The sequence below is a fragment of the Gardnerella sp. DNF00038 genome (assembly GCF_049262855.1).
GTDB classification, from domain to species: Bacteria; Actinomycetota; Actinomycetes; order Actinomycetales; family Bifidobacteriaceae; genus Bifidobacterium; species Bifidobacterium vaginale.
The window spans coordinates 295582-316421 of the sequence record NZ_CP058407.1 but is presented as its reverse complement, the minus strand read 5'-3'; the positions used below and the strand labels follow the sequence as shown (position 1 = coordinate 316421).

The 20840-nt window shown below is 39.9% G+C and carries 19 protein-coding genes; 8 read left to right on the top strand and 11 right to left on the bottom strand.

Features of this window, described 5'->3' with window-relative positions; translation table 11 throughout:
• Positions 1-41: 41 nt before the first annotated feature.
• Positions 42-740 carry a ribose-5-phosphate isomerase RpiA gene (gene rpiA, locus HXT19_RS01220; protein WP_415694579.1) on the top strand — a complete coding sequence of 233 codons (699 nt, stop codon included), beginning with the start codon at positions 42-44 and terminating at the stop codon, positions 738-740.
• Between the two features lie 194 nt (positions 741-934).
• Here the strand turns inward: rpiA and HXT19_RS01215 are convergent, their stop codons facing one another.
• Both HXT19_RS01215 and HXT19_RS01210 read right to left on the bottom strand, forming a co-directional pair.
• Positions 935-1024, bottom strand: a complete 90-nt coding sequence (locus tag HXT19_RS01215; protein WP_004268639.1) for a 30S ribosomal protein bS22 — start codon at positions 1022-1024, stop codon at positions 935-937.
• A 126-nt stretch (positions 1025-1150) separates the two neighbouring features.
• A complete protein-coding gene (locus HXT19_RS01210) occupies positions 1151-1780 on the bottom strand; it encodes a hypothetical protein (RefSeq protein ID WP_004574955.1) in 630 nt (209 codons plus the stop codon).
• A 93-nt stretch (positions 1781-1873) separates the two neighbouring features.
• On the opposite strand from HXT19_RS01210, the gene radA reads away from it, so the two are divergent.
• From radA to HXT19_RS01190, 4 genes are all read left to right on the top strand, one after another.
• Positions 1874-3319 (top strand): DNA repair protein RadA, encoded by a 1446-nt coding sequence (gene radA / locus HXT19_RS01205; protein WP_020760185.1) that lies wholly within the window; start codon positions 1874-1876, stop codon positions 3317-3319.
• Between the two features lie 34 nt (positions 3320-3353).
• Entirely contained in the window at positions 3354-4868 is a 1515-nt protein-coding gene (locus tag HXT19_RS01200; RefSeq protein ID WP_101887909.1) for an adenosylhomocysteinase, read from the top strand.
• A gap of 92 nt (positions 4869-4960) precedes the next feature.
• Positions 4961-6382, top strand: a complete 1422-nt coding sequence (locus tag HXT19_RS01195; RefSeq protein ID WP_004116990.1) for an amidohydrolase family protein — start codon at positions 4961-4963, stop codon at positions 6380-6382.
• A 77-nt stretch (positions 6383-6459) separates the two neighbouring features.
• Entirely contained in the window at positions 6460-7008 is a 549-nt protein-coding gene (locus HXT19_RS01190) for a cupin domain-containing protein (protein WP_004575034.1), read from the top strand.
• A 12-nt stretch (positions 7009-7020) separates the two neighbouring features.
• Here the strand turns inward: HXT19_RS01190 and HXT19_RS01185 are convergent, their stop codons facing one another.
• On the bottom strand, positions 7021-7911 hold the full coding sequence (locus tag HXT19_RS01185) for a 5'-methylthioadenosine/S-adenosylhomocysteine nucleosidase (protein ID WP_101887910.1): 891 nt from the start codon (positions 7909-7911) through the stop codon (positions 7021-7023).
• Between the two features lie 264 nt (positions 7912-8175).
• Here HXT19_RS01185 and HXT19_RS01180 point away from each other — a divergent pair, with 264 nt between their 5' ends.
• The 3 genes from HXT19_RS01180 to HXT19_RS01170 all read left to right on the top strand — a co-directional run bounded on the left by HXT19_RS01180 (position 8176) and on the right by HXT19_RS01170 (position 10916).
• A complete protein-coding gene (locus tag HXT19_RS01180) occupies positions 8176-9045 on the top strand; it encodes an ABC transporter substrate-binding protein (protein ID WP_004116998.1) in 870 nt (289 codons plus the stop codon).
• 153 nt (positions 9046-9198) lie between these two features.
• Positions 9199-10092 carry an amino acid ABC transporter permease gene (locus HXT19_RS01175; protein WP_004112052.1) on the top strand — a complete coding sequence of 298 codons (894 nt, stop codon included), beginning with the start codon at positions 9199-9201 and terminating at the stop codon, positions 10090-10092.
• Positions 10092-10916 carry an amino acid ABC transporter ATP-binding protein gene (locus HXT19_RS01170; protein WP_075038788.1) on the top strand — a complete coding sequence of 275 codons (825 nt, stop codon included), beginning with the start codon at positions 10092-10094 and terminating at the stop codon, positions 10914-10916. Before HXT19_RS01175 ends, HXT19_RS01170 begins: the two co-directional genes overlap by 1 nt.
• Positions 10917-11210: 294 nt before the next feature.
• On the opposite strand, the gene HXT19_RS01165 is transcribed toward HXT19_RS01170, so the two are convergent.
• From HXT19_RS01165 to HXT19_RS01130, 8 genes are all read right to left on the bottom strand, one after another.
• Positions 11211-12071: an aldo/keto reductase gene (locus HXT19_RS01165; protein ID WP_048730883.1), complete on the bottom strand. Its 861-nt coding sequence runs from the start codon at positions 12069-12071 to the stop codon at positions 11211-11213.
• Between the two features lie 93 nt (positions 12072-12164).
• Positions 12165-13679 (bottom strand): L-arabinose isomerase, encoded by a 1515-nt coding sequence (gene araA / locus HXT19_RS01160; RefSeq protein ID WP_174142727.1) that lies wholly within the window; start codon positions 13677-13679, stop codon positions 12165-12167.
• Between the two features lie 51 nt (positions 13680-13730).
• Entirely contained in the window at positions 13731-14423 is a 693-nt protein-coding gene (locus HXT19_RS01155; RefSeq protein ID WP_004115871.1) for an L-ribulose-5-phosphate 4-epimerase, read from the bottom strand.
• A 90-nt stretch (positions 14424-14513) separates the two neighbouring features.
• A complete protein-coding gene (locus HXT19_RS01150) occupies positions 14514-16127 on the bottom strand; it encodes a xylulokinase (protein ID WP_004112043.1) in 1614 nt (537 codons plus the stop codon).
• A gap of 73 nt (positions 16128-16200) precedes the next feature.
• Entirely contained in the window at positions 16201-16431 is a 231-nt protein-coding gene (locus HXT19_RS01145) for a CDP-diacylglycerol--glycerol-3-phosphate 3-phosphatidyltransferase (protein WP_004115879.1), read from the bottom strand.
• 136 nt (positions 16432-16567) lie between these two features.
• Positions 16568-17788 carry a multiple monosaccharide ABC transporter permease gene (mmsB, locus tag HXT19_RS01140; protein WP_004112039.1) on the bottom strand — a complete coding sequence of 407 codons (1221 nt, stop codon included), beginning with the start codon at positions 17786-17788 and terminating at the stop codon, positions 16568-16570.
• A 7-nt stretch (positions 17789-17795) separates the two neighbouring features.
• Positions 17796-19340 (bottom strand): sugar ABC transporter ATP-binding protein, encoded by a 1545-nt coding sequence (locus HXT19_RS01135; protein WP_004112038.1) that lies wholly within the window; start codon positions 19338-19340, stop codon positions 17796-17798.
• 99 nt (positions 19341-19439) lie between these two features.
• The gene (locus HXT19_RS01130) at positions 19440-20594 is read right to left on the bottom strand and encodes a sugar-binding protein (RefSeq protein ID WP_004117014.1); all 1155 of its coding nucleotides are present in this window, start codon (positions 20592-20594) and stop codon (positions 19440-19442) included.
• Between the last annotated feature and the right edge of the window lie 246 nt (positions 20595-20840).

The window sequence follows — 20840 nt, the reverse complement described above, 5'->3', positions numbered from 1 at the left end:
TTTTAGCCACGCCAACAAGAAAGATAAGAAAGTAGGCACAAATGGATAAAGCACAGCAAGATGCTCTTAAGAAGGCAGCTGGCATTGAGGCCGCAAAGATTGTACAAAATGGCATGATGGTTGGACTTGGAACCGGCTCTACTGTTCGTTTTCTTGTAGACGAACTCGGTCGCAGAGTAAAAGAAGAAGGCTTGAGCTTCACTGGTGTCACAACTTCTCGACGCACGCAAGAGCAGGCAGAGGGCTACGGCATTAAGATTCTTGACATTAACGATGTTGACCATATTGACGTTACTATTGATGGTTCAGATGAAGTCGATAAGAACTTTAACGGTATTAAGGGCGGCGGTGCAGCATTGCTCTGGGAGAAGATTGTTGCAATTAACTCCGACCGCATTGTGTGGATTGTGGACGCCAGCAAGGTAGTTGATACAATCGGCAAGTTCCCACTTCCTGTTGAGGTAATTCCATTCGGATCTGCACAAGTGATTCGCAAGTTTGAAAAGCGCGGATACAAGCCAGTTTTGCGTCTTGATGCAGATGGCAAGGAAGTGCGTACAGACGAAAATAACTTTGTTGTTGACTTGCACTTGGAGCGCATTGACCACCCACAAGAGCTTGCTAAAGATTTGATTGAAACAGTTGGCGTTGTAGAACACGGATTGTTCTTAAACATGGTCGATACTGTGATTGTTGGCGATCCAAACGGACCTCGCACACTCACAAATCCAAATAAGTAAACTGCATATCTAAATTTAACCAATCATTTCCCGAAAATGTACGTAAAATCCACTGTTTTACGTACATTTTCGGGAAATTTTTTACATTCTTCAATCATTGCAGTCTTCAATCGCAATAAAAAAAAAAGCGCTGGAAAAATCCAACGCTTTCAAAAGTGTTACGTGCCCAAACGGGCAGGCGCGCCAAGCAGCTACTACTTACGCTGATGACGAGTCTTACGCAGCAGTTTGCGGTGCTTCTTCTTGCTCATCCGCTTGCGGCGCTTCTTGATGACAGAACCCATCTGAAGCCTCCATTCATATGTAAAGTGTGCAACTTGCCTAATGTTACACCGTTTTGACGACTTTGGAAAATTTTAAAACAAAATTTTACAAAAACACGTACAAAACAGCCTATATCACTACGAAAGTTACATTGGGAATTGCTTATAGAATCTTTCAACAGACTGTTTTAAACCAGTCACTTCAAATACAACAGTGTCATTTTGCCAGATGGCACTAGCTTTAGTTTTGCTATTATCATCTGCCTTCAAAACATAGCTTCCAGTGGTCTTACCAGCAACCTGAATCTTTCCAGAAGCAATATCACTTCCAGCTAATGCATCAGTTAAAAGCTCATATTGCTTATTTGCTAAATCACGACTACTCCATTGAGCAACAACGACTGAAACATCACTGCCAGATTCTCCCGTAGAATATCTAACAGTGTATTCTTCCAAAGGAGATGCGGAAGACCATTTAGCACTAGGAGAAGCATCAACACGCGCAAAATCAAGAACACTATCTGGCATAGATCTTAACAGTGCAGTAGATGTACTAGGCAAATCTTTAGACTTAATTGACGGAGTTTTTGCAGAAGACACCTGAGTTTTAGCAGACTGCGGTTGCTGGCGATTTAATGCCCAGCCAGGCCATATGAATGCGGAAACTATAGCTAAAACGACCACTATTACGGCAACTATAAGAACTTTTCGTAAGTTGTTATGAGAAGCAGATACAGATGAAGTCGAGTTAGAAGGATTATTCGCATAAGAATTCATATTTTTTACCCCACATAACACTGTTCAACATACTTGGATTATCTCACAAAAGTATGACGGTAAAATGTCTACAAATGCAGCTAGCGTCAAATCATGGCTGCAAAATCTACTACTTACTACTTATGCTCCGAATGCGGTTGGAGTGGTTCAAAATGGTATGGTCGCTGTCCAGAATGCGGCGAATGGGGAACATTAAACGAGTTTCACGAGTCTAAAGCTACAAGCGGAGTTTCACGAGCCTCCACAAGATCTAGAAATGCAAAAAATAACATTTCTACAATAACAAATCTTGATTCTAGCGTAGATGCTCAGCCAATCAGTGAAATTACGGCAGATAATGGCATGCGAATCCACACAGGATTTAGCGAATTTGACCGCGTTTTAGGAGGAGGGCTTGTTCCAGGATCAGTCACGCTTATAGCAGGCGAACCAGGAATCGGAAAATCTACTCTACTTTTAGAAACAGCAGGGAAAATTGCCAAGAATTGCAACGAATCTGCGAAAAACACTGCCGAATACACAAAAAATTTAGTCCTGTATATTTCTGGCGAAGAATCAAAGTCGCAAGTAAAATTGCGTGCATCACGCATAAATGCCATAAGTCAAAATCTTCTTCTTGCTTCTACAACAGACTTAAACACAGCTTTAGCGCTAATCGAAAAATATAAGCCAACTCTTGCAATTGTTGATTCGGCTCAAACTATTGTTTCTAGCGATGTTGAAGGAATTACAGGAGGCTCCACTCAAGTTCGAGAAGTAGCTAGCGCGCTTATAGACGTTGCTAAAACTTGCGATATTCCAATTCTTCTTGTTGGACACGTTACAAAAGACGGATCGATTGCAGGTCCTCGCACGCTTGAGCATCTTGTAGACACTGTTTGCCAATTTGAAGGAGATAGTCAAACCGCATTACGCATGCTTCGCGCTGTTAAAAATCGTTTTGGACCTACAGACGAAGTTGGCTGCTTCGACATGAGTGGCGATGGTATTGAAGAGGTTCCAGATCCTTCTGGACTGTTCCTGTCTTCTAATGGAGATTGTAAAAACGAAGGAACGTGCGTAACTTTTACTTTAGAAGGACACAGAAGCATACCTATTGAAATTCAGGCTCTTGTTACAGATTCGGTTCTGCCAGCCCCTAGACGCGCAGTTTCTGGAGTAGATACAAACAGAATTGCCATGCTTACCGCTGTTTTATATAGACATGGTGGATTAAATCTTTTGTCTAAAGACATTTACGTTTCTACGATTGCTGGAGCTAAGGCGAAAGAACCTGCTTGCGATTTAGCAATAGTAGCAAGTTTGGCGAGCGCAGCCAAAAATAAGGCAGTTTTACCTTTAACTTGTGCGATTGGTGAGATTAGTCTTACTGGTCAGATTCGCCCAGCTTCTAGAATGGAACCTAGAATTAGAGAAGCATCTAGGATCGGCTATAAGCGTGCGATCGTGTGTAATATGCGAAAGAAAATTAGCATTCCCGGTATTGACATAATCGAAGTAGAGAATTTAAGAGAAGCTTTGAACGCGCTTGGATTATAGGGATAATAAATATAAGAGCTTTTAGGAGTTTAATATGATTGATTTTAGCGAATGGGTTGCTATTACTTCGCAGAGAACTAACCAATCTCTTGCTGGGGCACGCGTGTTTATTGGAGATAACAATATTCAAAATGAGAATGCTAAAAATAGTGACCAAAATAGTGATGTGGAAAAATTCTTACAGAGCGCGCAATCTTGGGGAATAATTCCTACAACTTGTAAACAATATGCAGATTTTGACGCCACTAAATCTTACGAAAATATAGAAGACACTATGGTTAATGCACCTAATTTAAGCGGAAAAGACGCAATAGATTACGCGCAAAAACATATGCCAGTAATGCGCACGCTACTTAACAACTTGAAAGAAAATGGACTTGATTTAAAAGGCGTTAGAATAGCTGTTTGCCTTGTGTTGGAGCCAAAAACAGCTGTATTGCTTAGAGAATTGCACGCGCACGGAGCGATTATTGGCGTTTTTTGCGGTCCAGATGAAACTGACCAGAGAGTGGCAGATCAGCTTACAAAAGAAGGCATTTTAGTACAAGCAAACCGAGATTGGACACCTGAACAAACTCATGAAGGTGCGCTAAAACTCTTAGACGAAATACAGCCAGACATAATAATCGACGATGGTGCAAGTTTTGCGCGCCTAGCAAGCCTGGAACGCCCGCAAATCGCAGCTAATCTAATAGGAGTTGCAGAAGAAACAACTAGTGGAGTGCGCGCTTTTGAAGCAATGCAAAAAGCTGGACACTTGCACTACCCTGTGATTGCAGTAAATAACAGCGCTCTAAAAACCGATTTTGACAATCGTCATGGAACTGGCGAAACTTGCGTTACTACTATGCAGCAAATTCTTGGAAGCGAATGCTTTAAAAACGCTAAAGTAACTGTTGTTGGATACGGTCCAGTTGGTCGCGGATTCGCATTAAGAATACGCGCATTGGGTGCAAAAGTTACGATTTGCGATACAAATCCTGTCCAATCCTTACGCGCAGTTTTCGATGGATTTGAAGCTCATAATCTTGAATGCGTTGTTAAAAAAAGCAATATGATTGTTTCTGCAACAGGCGTTAGACACACGATTACATTGCAACACATGCAAAACATGCAAGAAAACGCGATTTTGGCTGTTATTGGCGGAATTGCAAACGAGATTGCACTAGACGAAATCCCTGATTTTAAGCCAGTTGTTGGAACTTCACAAAGAAAAATCCAAGTTCCGTGCGGTCCGCAAATCACACTAATAAGTGAAGGAGACGGCACAAATTACACTACTGGCGGTGGAAATCCTATTGAGATTATGGACTTTAGTTTTGCTGTTCAAGTAAGCGCAGTAGCGTATTTGCTAGATCACAATGGGAAAAACAAGAAAAATAGCGACAAAAATCGGCTTGATTCTGGAATTTACCAATTGCCAGAAAGCTCCGATAATCAAATAGCAAGTATTGCATTAGCAGAACGCGGATATAGTGCTAGCGAATCCAATAAAGATAATGGTTATAGATGGGATTTAACAAGATTTGCCGAAGACGAAAATATTTAGATGAAATCCAATTAACCGAATCATAACAAATCTAAGCAATAATAGAGTAACAGAAGCAAAATTAGTTAAACGATAATTCCATAAGGAAAGCAATGTTTACAGATCCAATACGCGCACTTGCACACCCAACGCCGCTTAGCGAAGTAACCTTATACAGTGCAGCAATGGTTATTCCAGTAACAGGTCCTATTATTCCCGAAGGAGCCGTAGCAGTATCAAATAGACGCGTTGTACACGTTGGAACAAGACAGTGGGTACTAGACATTCTAAAAGATGAAATGTCAAACGATTCCTATAGGAAAATGTTTAACAACGAACGACATTGGCATGGTCTTATGACACCAGGTCTTATAAACGCACACACGCATTTGCAATACACTAATATGGCAAGCGTAGGCCGCGGCGAATACCGCAATTTTAGAGACTGGGAAGAAGGATTCAATGTTGTTTATGACAAATTACAAGAAGAAAAACAGCATAACCCATCATTGATGACTTGGAAAACTTCTGCATACGAAGGTGCCAGAATGATGGTGGAAGCTGGCACTACTGCAGCTGCCGACATTGTAACTGATATCGAAGCAGTTGGAGCGCTTGCAAGCCAAGGCATGCACGGGATAGCCTATTGGGAGGTAATGGGCTGGAAAAACGTTGACTGGAAGGAAGAAGGCTACGCTAAGCTGCTCGAGATGCTTGGGCACATGATGGACAACGGCAGAGTGCCGAGTATAGGAATTAGCCCACACGCACCTTACAGTCTAGAAACCGAACCTTTTGTGGATTTGCCAGACATTGCAAGACAGCTAAACATGCGCTTGCACATACACTTAGCAGAAACACCTATGGAGGCTGGAAATCACGCCGATACACTCACCACGTATTCCGCACCAGATTGGAATGCTAACGTTTGGGCGAGCTACAGCGAACTTAAAGCACATGGAATGACAGCTTCCGCAATTCAGTTTTTGGATCAGCTCGGATCCCTTGGACCAGACGTACATATTGCGCACGGAGTTTGGGCAGATGGCGAAGACCGAAGAATTTTGCGTCAACGCGGAGTGGGAGTGGCAGTGTGCCCAAGATCCAACCGCATTACTGTTACGGAAAGAGACGCGCCAATTCGCGACTACATGGAAGAAGGAAACTTGCTTGCGATTGGTACGGATTCACTATCTTCTTCCCCATCTTTAGACGTTTTAGACGACGCTGCAAAAGTCTATGATTTAGCAACAGCGCAAGGGTATAGAAAAGATGATTTAACACATCGAATTATTCGCATGCTTACTTTAGGCGGCGCAAGCGTTATGGGCTTACACGTAGGACCGCACAGAATTGGTCAAATTAATGCTGGAGCAACAGCCGACCTTGCGTTCTTTGATATTCCAACAGACACAAGCTCGCCACAAGGAGTTGAAGAGACTTTGCACAATTTTGTGCGTCACGGTGCAGGTAGTGCAAAAGCAACAGTTATTTCTGGAAATCTTGTATACAATAATGGTGCTTTTGCTCAATAATCTGATGCAAGCACAGATAAGAACACGTTTAACGAACACATTTAACGCAAATATGAAAAATAAAAGGAGCATGCATTATGAGTGTCAGTTTAGAAAATATGAGTGATTACGCCAAAAATCTTGTTAAAGAATTACAGCTAGAAGCCCATCCAGAAGGCGGATGGTACACCCGCGACTGGCAAGCAGCGCAACTATATAGCGCAACCAACAATGAAAATACTTCAAACGCGAGCACAAACAATACGAAAATTGACGAAAACGCTGGCGCAGACGCACCAAGACCATTGGCCTCTCTTATTTACTTCCTTTTGCCTTCTGGCGATTCAAGCGCATGGCATAAAGTTGATGCAGACGAGATTTGGCTATGGCATGGACCGTCAAATCTTACGATTGAACTTGGTGGATGTGGTCAAACCCCTTGTGATGAGGCAGATTTGCAGCGTTTTACTCTTGGAAACACTAAGGAATGCAATGGCTTATCCACGCGCGGACATCTTGTAATTCCTGCTGGGACATGGCAGAGAACAATACCAAGCGATGGCGATGTTCTTGTTTCTTGCGTAGTAAGCCCTGGGTTTACTTTCAGCGGATTTGATTTAGCAGAACAAAACGATTCAAATAAGTAAACTAGTCTGCAGTTATTTAACAAGCGCCTTCAAAACACGCAAAGTTAACGATCCTGCTTGATTAGCTGCAAGAACTAAATCATCCTTATGCGAGTCCACAGATTCGTATGATTCTCCACAACGATTACTCATTGAGCGAATCGCAAGGAATGGAACACCGTTTTTAGCAGCAATATGTGCAGCAGCAGCGCCTTCCATCTCTTCGCAATCGCCAAAAACCGTTGCTCGCACAGCGTCTAAAATATTAGGATCTGTGTTAAATTGGTCGCTTGTTGCTATGTTTCCACACAAATAAGCAACGTTGTTTGAATTTTCGTTAGACACGCTATTTTCATTAGACGCGCTTTGCTTAAAGTCCGAGGATAAGTCGCCAGCAACCGAAGAGGATTCTTCCAAAGACTTCTCAAGCCTAAATCCTAATAATTGCGCCTCTTTAACAGCTAAATCGCATAATTTTGAATCTGATTCAAAAACAGATTTGTACGGAGCACACTCTGCAATAATTTGCGTATTTGTTTCTAAATAGTGAAGTTTCTTGCCTATAACAATATCTCCAACACTAAGACGCGGATTTAAAGCACCTGCGATTCCGCTAAAAATCAACACTTGTGGATTGGATTCGATTATCAACGCTTGAGCTGCAGCTGCGGCAGCGCACTTTCCCATTCCAGCAACACATATTGTAAGAGTAGGATTTTCGCCTTTGCTATTAGAAGCGATTTTGCCCTGAATAAAAGTAACCCCATACGAATCCCAAGTTTTATAATCCCCACAAAATGCTTGAAGAATAGGCTGAGCTTCTTTTTGAAGTGCAACTATAACAGCAAGTTTTGAAAGATGACTAAAATCTTTAGAACTTTCAGAAAAATCGTCAGCCACGCTATGTTCAAAATTATTTAACATAAAACACTCCTCAAAAAACAACACACCGTATGTAACTGACACTTAACATACTACGACTTAAGTCTAATCACCACAAAACCATGTATGAAATCAACAAAATATAGCGCGTTATAAACAATCACGATAACAATTCTGTAACAATTAAGCCTTAAATGCATCTATCGTCTTATAAACTATCAAATGTACGGCCGCAAAACCTACTTACATCGCTTAAAAACGAGTAAGCGAAAAATTTTAAGGTTTTAGCAAAAACAAGGAGAAAAAATGGCTATTTTCGTACACAACAACTTGCACACCAACCGCGTAGCAATCGCTGCTGCAAAAATTGCAGCAGCAGCATTAGCAATGGCAGCAATGGTTAGCACAGCAGCATGCGGCAGCCAAAACGCACAAGATACAAACCAAAAGACGATTACTCCAGGCGTTTTGACAATCGGCACAGCTCAGCCAACTTACACACCTTGGATGTACGATAACAAGCCAGAAAACGGCAAGGGCTACGAATCTGCAGTAGCATACGCTGTTGCAAAGAAACTCGGATACGATAAAGACAAAGTAAAGTGGGTTCGCACAACCTTCGACTCCGCAGTAACCCCAGGACCAAAAGACTTTGATTTTAACCTTCAGCAGTTCTCTATTACGGAGGAACGCAAGAAGGCAGTAGACTTTTCGCCAAGTTACTACAACGCAACTCAGGGTGTTGTGGTCAAAAAAGATAGCAAGTTTGCTAACGCAAAGACCTTAGCAGACCTTAAAACCGCTACAATTGGCGCAATGGTTGGAACAACAAGCTACAGCTTTGCTAAAGACAAGATTAAGAGCGATATTCAAACCTTTAACGATAATGACGCTTTGGTTCAGGCTCTTGATTCTAAGCAGATTGACGCACTTGTTATAGATACTCCATCTTCCGTAAACATTGTGCGCAGCAAGCAGGTTAAAGAAGGTGTTGTTCTTGGACAGATTGCAGGATCGGAAGATAAGGAAGGAACTGGATTGGTACTTCCAAAAGGCTCTAAGCTTACTGCAGACGTCACTAAGGCTGTGAATGCGCTAGAAAAAGATGGTACTTTGAAGAAGCTCCAAGAAAAGTGGCTTGCAGAGTACACGACTAATCTGCCAGTTCTTAAGTAAAAACTAAACCAAAAATAAATAAAAATAAATAAAAATCGTACTAACGTCATTACCAATACGCATTATTGTAAGCAACTTGTAACCCAATCGTCACATAAAAGTGCTTACAATAGTGCGTATCATTCATTATGTCGAAAGGCTTGAGTGCCGCCAATGACAGTACTTAACGGCAATGCATTAAACAGTGAATCAAACAACGCTGGAGAATACGCTTTAAGCAATATCGAGCTTGAGCGTAGGTCAATCCGCAAAAAGCAAAATCTTAAATCAGTTTTAACAAGCATAATAAGCACTTTAGTATTACTTGGCGTGTGCGTTGCGGCACTTGCAATGAGCCCTGGTTGGCCAAGAGTGCGCGAAACGTTCTTTTCTGGCAAGTACTTTATGTTATCTTTGCCATCCGTTTTGCAAGGCTTAATGCTTAATCTGCAGGTGCTTGTTTTCGCTGTTATTGGAGTAGCAATACTTGGAACTTTAATCGCAGTTATCCGTACAAGCGTAAGCCCAATGCTTTTCCCTTTGCGAGCTATAGCGCAATTCTACACAACTATTATGCGCGGCATACCAATGCTTGTTGTGCTTTACTTAATCGGCTTTGGCATACCAGGATTACAGCTTTTTGGGCGAATCCCACCAGCAATACTCGGTACAATTGCCATTGTTATGAGCTACTCCGCATACGTTGGAGAGGTATTGCGCGCAGGATTTGAAGACGTGCATCCGTCTATGCGAGCGTCCGCAAGATCACTTGGCTTAACATCTGGTCAAACTGTGCGATTAGTGGTAATTCCTCTTGGCTTAAGAAAAGTGGCTCCTGCCTTAATGAACGACTTTATATCAATGCAAAAAGATGCAGGACTCATATCGGTTTTGGGCGCTGTAGACGCTGTTCGAGCCGCGCAAATATCTGTTGCAACTTCTTATAACTTCACTCCATACGTTGTAGCAAGCGTTGTATTTATAGCGCTGAGCATTCCGTTTATTGTTCTAAACGATTGGTATACGGCAAGACTGCGCAAACGCGAGCTAAACGGAGGAACCGTGTGATGAATAACTTAACAAACCAGAAGGTAAGTCAGCAAATGAGCGAGCAAATAAACGCAAACAATCAAACAAATGCAAGTGATTACACGGATTCAACCCCAGTTTTGCGCTTAAGCAATATTCGAAAATCGTATAACTCAACACCTGTTCTTAAAGGCATTTCTTTTGATATTGCACCTCACGAAGTGGTGGCTCTTTTAGGACCTTCTGGAAGCGGAAAATCCACTCTTATGAAGTGCATTAATCTGCTTGAGCGAGTAGACGACGGCCAAGTTTGGCTTGGAAACACAGATATTACAGATCCTCGTATAAATCAGGATCAAATTAGATCTCAAATCGGAGTTGTGTTCCAGCAATTCAATCTTTTTACGCATATGAGCGTTTTAGATAATGTGACTCTTGCTGCGCGAAAAGTTCATCATTGGAGCAAAGACCGTGCAGAAAGCCGCGCAATGGAGCTTCTATCTAGGATTAAGCTAGAAAATAAAGCAAAGTCTTATCCGGATCAGCTTTCGGGCGGACAGCAGCAACGAGTGGCTATTGCACGCGCGCTTATGACAAGCCCACAACTTTTGCTTTTAGACGAGATTACTTCCGCGCTAGACCCAATGCTTGTTGGTGAAGTTCTAGACATGGTTGCGGAACTAAAAGAGCAAGGAACCACAATTTTAATGGCCACTCACGAGATGCATTTTGCTCACAAAGCTGCCGACAGAGTGGTTTTGCTACGAAACGGCGTTGTTGCAGAAAATGGCACACCATACGAAGTTATGGACGCTTGCAGCGACCCAGAAACGCAAAACTTCTTTAAGTCTTTCCGACATTGATTTTTTGTGAACTACGCAGTAATTGCGCTCACATAAGCGTAACCCCATTCCCGCGTTTGTTCCCTTTTTGGGCAAATCTGACTACAAACACTGGCAAAAATAAACAAACACGGGCAAAGCGGCATGAAGCTCATGTAAAACACAAACTTCATGCCGCTCTATAGGAGAAAGCTACGAAAATTTTTTGTTCACTTATACTGTCCACCATTAATCACTCGTAGCCTCGATGACAAGGAATCAATAAGTCACATATATAACCCCTTCACAAATACAAATAAAACAAACGCCACACAATTATGCATAACTAAACGTTGCAGGGTCATGCCCCATTCGCTCATTAGTGTTCAAATCATCTATTGCACGTATTTCATCATCCTTAAGACTAAATCCAAAAACATTAATATTTTCACGTTGCCTATTTTCTGAAACAGATTTAGGTATGATAATGTATCCATGCTCAATATGCCAGCGCAAAATCACCTGCGCACAAGTAACATCATGATTCTTAGCAATAGTTTCCAAAACACCATCGCCGATATTCAAATCACGTCCGCGCGCCAATGGAGAATACGCTTCAATAGCAATATTATGCTTCTTGCAAAAATCAACTACATTAGACTGCTGCCAGCTCGGATGCAATTCAATCTGATTCACTTGAGGCCACTGACCAACTTCATCATATAAACGCTGCAAATCAGAAGGCATAAAGTTACACACACCAAGCGAACGTACCCTACCTTCCTCTTTCAACTTAACAAATGCTTTCCATGTTTCTGCAGAACGCCAATTAAATGGTGTAGGCCAATGAATCATATACATATCCACATAGTTCAAGCAAAGATCCGCAAGTTGAGAATCAAAAGCCTTCAAAGTACTGTCATACCCCTGCTGTGAATCTCTAACCTTTGTAGTCACCCATAGGTTTTCTCGCAATTCGCCAGTATTAAAACCAGTTTCGCGCAATACTTCACCTAGCTCATTCTCATTGTTATATCCAGCTGCAGCATCAATATGTCTGTATCCTAACGAAAGAGCGCTTTCTACAACATCATGCATACTTACTTTATCAACTCGAAGTACACCTAAACCAACTTGTGGTATAGAATTGCCATCCGATAATAAAATGTTAGGCACAATGTGCATATTTTCATTCATTAAAGCACCCCTTCGCTATAAAATTGACCATTATTTTCAAAGGAAATAATAACACAACAAACACTCATCACTAGAGACGTAATAATGCCAATATTACTTAACATTAAGCTTGTAATACATTTGAGAAATCTGTAGATTGCGCTCAAAATCTTGGGTATTAGTGTTTTTATCAATCACAGCTAGTTCGACACCAGAGATACGCGCAAAATCTTCCCAAACTTCTCTACCAATTGACGTTGTCATACAAGTATGATGGGATCCACCAGCTAATAACCAGCATTGCGCAGACAAAGATAGACTTGGCTGCGGTTTCCACATGGCGCGAGCGCAAGGCAAATTCTTTAGGCTTCCAGACGGCTCTACAACATCGACAATATTCATTAAAAGTCTAAATCTACTGCACATATCCGCAAGAGAAACCACAACAGCATCCTTTTTAGGAGCAGCAGTAAACACGAGTCTAACAGGATCTGATTTTCCTCCAATACCCAATGGATATATAGCAAGACGAGGTTTTTGAATACTTCCAATAGAAGGCGAAACTTCTAACATATGTGATCCTAATATCATTTCGTTATCTGGCTCAAAATGATACGAGTAATCTTCCATAAGAGAAGCTCCACCTTCAAGACCATACCCCATAACTAATCCCAAACGAACCAATATTGCGGTTTTCCAATCCCCTTCTGCCGAGAAACCCCATCCATATTCGGAAGGAAAACGTTGAGCAGCAACTCCTGGAAGTTGGGAAAGACCACCAAGATCTTCAAAATTATCTACTGCAGCAGTAGCATCATAATCACACATCATGGATACCATTCCAACTTCCTGCTTAGCTGCAATTAACAGAGAATCATATTTTTGATTTAATAATTCTGGATCAATATTGTATTTATTTTTATAATCTTCTATCAAATCTTTAGCTTGCTTATCTGTAGCACGATTAACATATGAATTTAATTCGTTTACAGACCAAGTATTAATAGATGCACCAAAGATTTTCTCAGCTTCAGTTTTATCTCCTTCAGTAACAGCAACGTTACGCATATTGTCTCCCCAACGCATAACGTTCATATTGTTAGACGCCCACCAGCCTAAACACGCACGAACCCAAGTATTTATGCGATCCGAAACTTCTGGATTCGTATAATGACCAACAACTATTTTTCTTCTAATACCAAGTCTAGAAACAATATAACCGAATTCTCTATCTCCATGAGCAGCTTGATTTAAATTCATAAAATCCATATCAATACTTTCCCAAGGTATTTCACGATGATACTGGGTATTCAACTGAAGCAAAGGTTTACGCAATAGTTCTAATCCGCGAATCCACATTTTTGCTGGCGAGAACGTGTGCATCCAAGCAATAACACCGATACAAGATTCTTTTGAAGACGCATCAACCATAAAATTACGCACAGCGTCAGATGATTTTAAGGTTGGTTTCAAAATAATTTTCACAGGTATCGAATGTTGATTATTTAAATAATCTACGATTTCGCCAGCTTGTTTTGCCACTTGTTCTAGTGTTTCTGGACCATATAGTTCTTGCGAACCTACGGCAAACCACACTTCTTTGTTCTCAAAAGGATTTTCCATAGCCATTATTTACTCCTATAAGACTTATATATGTAATTGTTTTTAGATTATTTTTTATTAGTTTTGTCCATAAACATTTTGATATCGTTTATTAAGAGAATTGATATCTTCTTGCTTTATATCGATTATTTTCCCTATTTGCCTAGCAGCCCACATTGTTTTGGCTACTTCTTCTGTCATAGCAGCAGCTTTCACAGCACTTTCTGCATCTTTTCCAATTACGAAAGGACCGTGATTTTGCATCAAAACCGCTGGCGACTTAGGATATTTGCGTAATGTTTCAACAACGCCTTGCCCAATGGCCTCACTGCCAATCAACCTGAATGGTCCAACTGGAACAGGACCACCAAACTCATCTCCCATCATTGTTAATCCACACGGTATATTTTCTCCAATAGCAGCCCAAGCAGTAGCATAAGTCGAATGAGTGTGTACTACTCCAAATACTTCAGGCATATTTCTATAAATATAAGCATGCGAAGCTGTGTCAGAACTTGGAGAATAGGATCCATCAACAACATTCCCATCTAGATCACAAACAATCATTGATTCAGGAGTTAGTCTTTCGTATCGTACTCCAGAAGGCTTAATAACCATTAAATCAGCAGTATGCAAACGTTGAGAAACATTTCCCGCAGTCCACACAACTAAATTCCATTTAATAAGTTGATCATGCAAATTGGATACTAATTCGCGTACCTGTTTTACCTCAGATTGAGTTTCTTGTGAATAATCTTTTAAAGTTTTCATAATTACTATTTCTTTCTAATAAATTTTTTAAAAATATGATGAGAAAACACTATTTTTAGTCTTGCTTAAGCAATCTTTTGCACAATATTTTTACGGCATCGTAGTTATTGCTGCATGTTCTATTGGCAATGACCTCATAAATTGCTCAAAATATCTCTGGAATCCTTCCACGTCATCCTTACGAGGGAAAACGGTAACTGAATTCACATGAGCAAATACTTCATTTTGCAAAAAGTCTATTAATGTTATATTTTTTCGCCTAATATATGATGCTAAAATCGCCATTCCCCACGATCCGCCTTCAGAAGCCGTAGGCATAGTGGTTACTGGAACACCAAACGCCGCCGAAGCAATACGCTGAGAAACTTCAGGGGTGGCAAAAATACCACCATGACCAAGCAATGAATCAATTTCAACATGCTCTTCTTTTGTTAAAACATTCATTCCAATAGTCACTGGACAAAATGCTCCATATAGTTGAGCACGCATAAAGTTTCCGAGTGAAAGTTTTGCTTGCGGACCGCGAGCAAATACAAATCGTCCTTCTTCCAAACCTGCTTGAAACTCTCCAGAAGAAAAACAGTAGTTAATATTTCCTCCAGCATCAAATTCAGTTCCATTATCAACAGCAGAATTAAACAGGCTTGTATATAACAAATCCATTGATATTGGTTTTCTTATTGCATCTGCAAATTGAGCAAATAAATTAACCCAAGCATTTAAATCTGTAGTGAAATTATTAGCATGACTCATTGCAGATAAATGACCATCTGGAGTCATAACTATATCTAACTCTTTATGAGCTTTTGACAAAGGGCGCTTTAAAACAACAGTTGCAAAAATAGATGTCCCAGCCGAAACATTACCAGTACCAGGCTTTAATGTATTGGTTGCAACCATACCGGTTGCCGCATCTCCTTCAGGAGGAACAAATGGTATTCCTGGATTCAAAATGCCACTAGGGTCAAGAAGAGAAGCACCATCAACTGTCAATCGACCAGCAAATTCTCCAGCGGAAAGAGGTGTAGGTAAAATATCCTTCAAATTCCAAGGCTGATTAGATATTTCAGGAAGATTCTCAATTTTATTTAGCGCATTCTCATCCCAGCTTAAAATGTTTGAATCCATAGGAAACATTCCAGAAGCATCCGACAATCCTAATACTTTTTTGCCAGTAAGCTTCCAATGAATATAGCCAGATAGTGTAGTAAAGAATGCTACATTATGTACGTGCTCTTCTTTGTCAAGCGCACATTGATACAAGTGAGCTATCGACCAGCGTTCTGGTATATTAAGACTTAATTCGCTAGAAAGAATTCTGTGAGCATCATGCGTATTGGTATTTCTCCAAGTCCTAAATGGCACAAGCAACTTATTTCTATTATCAAAGGCTAAATAACCATGCATCATTGCTGAAATACCAATGCCGCCAATATTATTTAAACGCAATTGGTAGTCTTTATTAATTTGATTACTTATCTGAGAAAAAACAGATTGTATTCCATGCCAAGCATCAGATAGATCATAGGTCCACAAACCATTTTCTAGTTTGTTTTCCCACTTATAAGATCCTTCTGCAATAACTTGATATTGTCCATTAATTAAAGCACCTTTAATTCTAGTTGAACCCAACTCAATACCAAGATATGTGTTTGCATTAATAATATCTTTTTTATTAGATGATACGCTCGAAATATCACACATGATGCTCCTTTGCATGCTTTTATAAGATTCATTTATTCAAATATGTAGAAAATCTTGAATACCCAATCATTTATTACTTTTTAGAATCCTCGCTCTTATCTTTACGCTCTTGACTGAATCCTTTAAAAGCGTTGTAACCGCAATAGCCGATTACAATTAATAAGCACAATGAAAAAATAAGAGTGTACCAAGCGAATAAATCACCAGATTTATAAGAACCATATAAAGACTGGAATAACCAAATCGACATAAAAAAGGTAGTTAGAGCGTACATTCTAGTCTTTTGAATATATTTTTTTGGCATATATTCCTCCTTATTGTTCTTTTATTCTGATTAACACCTGTTAATATCTATTAATAACTAACAAAACTGGGCGTACACTTTTCGTTCACAACGCTTGTGTAATATCTGAAGCGCACGCCCAATATATACGGCATTTTTAGCGCTTACGACGCTTGCTCATTATGTCAACAGCCACTGCAGCGAGTAACACAAGACCCTTAATTGTCTTCACAATTGCAGTGTCAACGCCCATGATAGACAAGCCTTGATTGATTACTCCCATAACAAAAGCACCAACAACGGCTCCAGGTATAGTTCCAACACCACCAGTTACAGCAGTGCCACCGATGAAGCAGGATGCAATTGCATCCATTTCAAATTCCATACCAGCTTGTGCAGTAGCAGATGCCAGACGAGAAAGCATAGCCACAGCAGCAATAGCAGACAAGAATCCCATATGAACAAACAAGCAGAAATCTACACGCTTAACATCAATACCAGAAAGTATTGCAGCTTTACGGTTACCTCCAACAGCATATATGTGACGTCCAAAAACTGTCTTTGTAAGAATAAAGTTGTATGCAACTACCAAAATCGCAACAATCACCAACATAATTGGAGTTCCACCCATCTCGGAATTGCCAGAGGATGCTAACAAATATGTTACAAATATGATTGCAAGAGCAGCAAATACGATCTTGCATACAGTAATCGATAGTGGTTCTGGGACTAATCCAACTTTTTCTACATGCTTACGCTTATTAATTTGGCTCCAAGCAAACAAAGCGATGCACATAAGACCAAGAACAATCGTAAGACCATCAAACGGACCCCACCAACCGAGAATATTAGGAAGATAGTTACGAGCAATTCCACGGAACGCGTCTGAAGTGATAGGCACAGATTCGCCAACTATAACCGTAGATAAACCGCGGAAGATCAGCATACCTGCAAGAGTGGTGATGAATCCAGGAATCTCCATTCGAGCCACCCAGAAACCGTGCCAGCAACCAATAAGTAAACCAACAACAATTGATATAGCAATCGCTAATACCCAATTAACACCATAACGTTCCATCAACAGTGCACAAACACCACCAATAAATGCAACTAAAGATCCTACAGAAAGATCAATGTGTGTAGCAATAATCACCATCACCATGCCTATTGCCAAGATAATCACATATGCATTCTGCTGAATTAAAGAAACAAAACTGTTAGGAGTTAAAAGAACACCTTTTGTAAGTATTTGGAACACAACGACAATAACGATTAAAGCTCCAACGATTCCATATTGTCTTGCATTATCGGTAATTGTCGAAAGAATACTTGATTTTTGTTCACCCTTCGTATCTTGGGCTAATCTGTTTTTGCTCATGATAACGCTAATTCCTTTCCTTAGTCATGCATTTCATCAGATATTCTTGGGTAAACCCATTCTTATTAACATCATCAGTAATAATGCCTTGACTTACGGTATAAATACGATCGCATATACCAATCAATTCTGGTAGTTCAGAAGAAATAACTACAACAGCTTTACCTTGATCGGCAAGCTTATCGATGATTTCATAAATTTCATACTTTGCACCAACATCTATACCACGAGTTGGCTCATCGAGAATGAGTATGTCTGGATCAGAAAGAACCCATTTTGCCAATACAACCTTTTGCTGATTTCCGCCAGAAAGCGTAGAAACTTGCACATCAATGTTTTGACATTTTATATTAAAGTTCTCTCGATATGCATCAACTTCTTTTCGTTCAATGTTTCCATCAACAACACCTAATTTGCTCATTTTTGACAATGAAGCAATAGATGAATTTTCGCGAATATTCTGCAAAAGATTTAAACCATAACCTTTACGATCTTCTGTAGCATAAGCCAAACCAGCATTAATTGCTTCTTGCACATTGCGCAATTCGACTTTTTTACCTTTAATATAAAGATCACCAGTTATATTGGAGCCATATGAGCGTCCAAAAACACTCATGGCCAATTCGGTTCTGCCAGCACCCATCAATCCAGCCAATCCAATAATTTCGCCAGAACGAACATACAAATTAGCATTATCGACTATTATTCGGCTATTATCCATTGGATGATGAACTGTCCAATTGGTTATACGAAGATATTCTTCACCAGATTGATTTGTTTCGTGCTTAGGATACAGATTGGTTAATTCTCGACCTACCATTTTACGAATTAATTCATCGTAATCTAATGGCGTTTCTGGTGTAATATACATTTCACCAACTGTCGATCCGTCACGAATGATAGTAACGTTATCTGCTATTACAGCAACTTCATTAAGCTTGTGCGTAATTATAATGCTTGTAACACCATGTTCATCTCTTAATTGACGAACAAGCTGTAGTAAATGCGCAGAGTCCTCATCATTTAATGCTGCAGTTGGTTCATCAAGAATCAGCAACTTTACATTTTTAGACAAAGCCTTAGCAATCTCTACAAGCTGCTGTTTACCAACACCAATATCCATAATCTTTGTATCTGGATCTTCTGGCAAACCAACACGTTCAAGAAGTTCTGCAGCTTTAGCGCGAGTTTCACTCCAATCAATTACTCCATTTTTGGAGCATTCATTTCCCATGAAAATATTTTCAGAAATTGAAAGAAATGGATTTAAAGTCAGCTCCTGATGAATAATAACAATTCCATCACGTTCTGAATTTTTAATATTACTATATTTACACTCTTTTCCGTTAAATATAATCTTTCCCGTGTAAGATCCGTAAGGATAAACACCTGATAGCACATTCATTAACGTAGATTTACCAGCACCATTTTCGCCGCAAATTGCATGAATTTCACCGCGATCAACCGAAAGATTAACATCAGTAAGAGCTTTTAGTGAACCAAACGTTTTTGTGATGTGCTGCATACTCAATATCGTGTCTTTATGCGACATCATCTACTTCCAATCATTACAACGCACAGTTTCAACTAATGGAGGCACAACTATGGCACTAATCGTGCCCCCATATTAGTTCAAATTGATAGTTAATTTTTAATGTACTAACTTATCAAAGCGTTCTTGTGTTATATAACCATCTTTCACTAAGTCAGTAAGATTATCCTTAGTAATATCTTGTGGATTTAGCAATTTAGAAGGAACGTCTATCTTGTTGTTATTGAACTTTCCGTTAATACCAGACACCTTCTTGCCTTTAGCAATTTCCAATACCATCTGATAAACGGCTTCAGCAAGCTTATTGACATTCTTAAATACTGTCTGACTCTGCTTTCCACGTGCAATTGAAGATACAGCTGACTCCATAGCATCCTGTCCAGTTATAATTGGCCAATTATCTGTACCTGGCTTTAAATCTGGACGCTTAGATTCAATTGCGTTAATAACACCAGTCGAAATACCATCATAAGGGCTTAATATTGCATGTAGTGGCTGACCTTTAGCATATGCAGAATCAATAATTGATTCCATATCCTTTTGAGCCTGTTCAGCTTTCCACCCTTGAACAGAAATCTTCTGCCAATCTTGAACCTTAAAGTCTTTATTCACGCCACCACCATGATTAGATGGGGAAACTAAGGCACCAGATTTAAAGTATGGTTGCAGCAAATCCCATGCACCCTTAAAGAAGTACTTAGCATTGTTATCATCTGGAGAACCAGTGAAAAGCTCAATATTGAATGGTCCCTTTGCACCATTCTTAAGACCCAACTTATCAATAATATAATTTGCTTCAAGAATACCAGTCTGCTCAAGCTGGAATGTTGCATAATAGTCAACAGCCTTTGTATTCATAATCAATCTATCGTAGGCAATTACTTTAGCTCCAGCATCATGAGCCTTCTCTACTGCAGGTCCTACAGCACTACCATCCTTTGCAGCAACAACAACAACCTTAGCGCCGTTGTTAATCATATTTTCAATATCTGCATTTTGCTGAGCTGGTTTATCGTCTGCAAAGTTCAATATAACTTTATATCCAGCATCTTCTAGCTTCTTCTTTAGGTTATTACCGTCTTTATTCCAACGTTCCTCTGACTTTGTTGGCATAGAGACACCGATGGTGGCACCTTTTTCAATTCCTTGACTTACGTTTTTGGATGCACCACCTCTTGAACCTGAACAGGCTGATAAACCAGCAACTACAGCAATACCTACAAATAAAGCGATTGCTTTCTTACCTATGTTCATCGACGCTCCTTTGCATCAAAAGGTTATTTGATATAGACAGCTACAACGCTATCTAGTTTTTTATTATAAACTATTGTGTTAAGTTGTCAAACACATAAATCAAATTTTTCTATTTTTTTGTTTAATATATAAATTTAACACAATTCTTAACGTACATGAATCAACTACTTGTACCAATTATTTAATATAAATTCAGTTAATTTAACCAATAAAGAACAAAAGTATCAAATCAACGAATGACAATTC

Excerpts from the sequence above, each read along its gene's own strand:
- HXT19_RS01180 (WP_004116998.1), top strand. The coding sequence starts at position 8,176 with ATGGCTATTTTCGTACACAACAACTTGCACACCAACCGCGTAGCAATC.
- HXT19_RS01145 (WP_004115879.1), bottom strand. The coding sequence starts at position 16,431 with ATGCCAAAAAAATATATTCAAAAGACTAGAATGTACGCTCTAACTACC.
- HXT19_RS01155 (WP_004115871.1), bottom strand. The coding sequence starts at position 14,423 with ATGAAAACTTTAAAAGATTATTCACAAGAAACTCAATCTGAGGTAAAA.
- HXT19_RS01175 (WP_004112052.1), top strand. The coding sequence starts at position 9,199 with ATGACAGTACTTAACGGCAATGCATTAAACAGTGAATCAAACAACGCT.
- araA (WP_174142727.1), bottom strand. The coding sequence starts at position 13,679 with ATGGCTATGGAAAATCCTTTTGAGAACAAAGAAGTGTGGTTTGCCGTA.
- HXT19_RS01150 (WP_004112043.1), bottom strand. The coding sequence starts at position 16,127 with ATGTGTGATATTTCGAGCGTATCATCTAATAAAAAAGATATTATTAAT.
- HXT19_RS01195 (WP_004116990.1), top strand. The coding sequence starts at position 4,961 with ATGTTTACAGATCCAATACGCGCACTTGCACACCCAACGCCGCTTAGC.
- radA (WP_020760185.1), top strand. The coding sequence starts at position 1,874 with ATGGCTGCAAAATCTACTACTTACTACTTATGCTCCGAATGCGGTTGG.
- HXT19_RS01135 (WP_004112038.1), bottom strand. The coding sequence starts at position 19,340 with ATGTCGCATAAAGACACGATATTGAGTATGCAGCACATCACAAAAACG.
- HXT19_RS01190 (WP_004575034.1), top strand. The coding sequence starts at position 6,460 with ATGAGTGTCAGTTTAGAAAATATGAGTGATTACGCCAAAAATCTTGTT.
- HXT19_RS01215 (WP_004268639.1), bottom strand. The coding sequence starts at position 1,024 with ATGGGTTCTGTCATCAAGAAGCGCCGCAAGCGGATGAGCAAGAAGAAG.
- HXT19_RS01210 (WP_004574955.1), bottom strand. The coding sequence starts at position 1,780 with ATGAATTCTTATGCGAATAATCCTTCTAACTCGACTTCATCTGTATCT.
- mmsB (WP_004112039.1), bottom strand. The coding sequence starts at position 17,788 with ATGAGCAAAAACAGATTAGCCCAAGATACGAAGGGTGAACAAAAATCA.
- HXT19_RS01130 (WP_004117014.1), bottom strand. The coding sequence starts at position 20,594 with ATGAACATAGGTAAGAAAGCAATCGCTTTATTTGTAGGTATTGCTGTA.
- HXT19_RS01165 (WP_048730883.1), bottom strand. The coding sequence starts at position 12,071 with ATGAATGAAAATATGCACATTGTGCCTAACATTTTATTATCGGATGGC.
- HXT19_RS01200 (WP_101887909.1), top strand. The coding sequence starts at position 3,354 with ATGATTGATTTTAGCGAATGGGTTGCTATTACTTCGCAGAGAACTAAC.
- HXT19_RS01170 (WP_075038788.1), top strand. The coding sequence starts at position 10,092 with ATGAATAACTTAACAAACCAGAAGGTAAGTCAGCAAATGAGCGAGCAA.
- HXT19_RS01185 (WP_101887910.1), bottom strand. The coding sequence starts at position 7,911 with ATGTTAAATAATTTTGAACATAGCGTGGCTGACGATTTTTCTGAAAGT.
- rpiA (WP_415694579.1), top strand. The coding sequence starts at position 42 with ATGGATAAAGCACAGCAAGATGCTCTTAAGAAGGCAGCTGGCATTGAG.